The sequence below is a fragment of the Oleiphilus sp. HI0079 genome (assembly GCF_001635105.1).
The window spans coordinates 1-593 of sequence record NZ_LWFT01000058.1 but is presented as its reverse complement, the minus strand read 5'-3'; the positions used below and the strand labels follow the sequence as shown (position 1 = coordinate 593).

Annotated in this window: 1 protein-coding gene; it reads right to left on the bottom strand. The window is 48.6% G+C overall.

The genetic code is table 11. The features are described 5' to 3' along the window. Positions 1 to 177, bottom strand: a 177-nt coding sequence (locus tag A3750_RS25215; RefSeq protein WP_304440154.1) for a ChuX/HutX family heme-like substrate-binding protein, incomplete at its 3' end; no start/stop codon positions are given. Between the last annotated feature and the right edge of the window lie 416 nt (positions 178 to 593).

Below are 593 nucleotides of genomic sequence, written 5' to 3'. Positions count from 1 at the left end.
AGAACCTGAATGACCAAAATTGTAAAAACCTTCTGCCACAGAACCTTCTGGAAAGGCCCCTTTAAACTCAAAAACACTGCCACCGGAGAAAACAATCGTCGTCAGAGGCCCCCAACGACTCAAGATCTCAAGCAGCCCCTGCGCTTGATCACCATGAATAGCTTTATATGCTTGCATACCCTCACCTCTTAGAATGTATACGTTGCGGCCAAGATAACCTCACGACCAACAGCATCAAGCTGCGACCAAGTTTTTCGATAATAGCGGTCTGTTAGGTTATTTAGACTCATATCAAGCGTGATGTTGCCCAGCGCCTTCGGTGCCCATGAGCCATAAACATCTAATGTGGTGTAATCGTCATACACTAGCTGAGTCGTGTTGGCCGAATAGCGGGTTTTGTCTTGGTCTTGGGTATGAATAACGCGCATACCGAGTTGCGCCGAACTTGAGAATTGATTGGAGAGCTGAGCCGTGATGCTGTCTGCAGGGATGTTCGTGAGANCCTCCCCTGTTTTCTGGTCTTTTCCGCGAACCTGCCCATACGCAATCCGACCTTCAACGCCGGCCAAAAGATAGCTTGCTTCTAGCTCGAA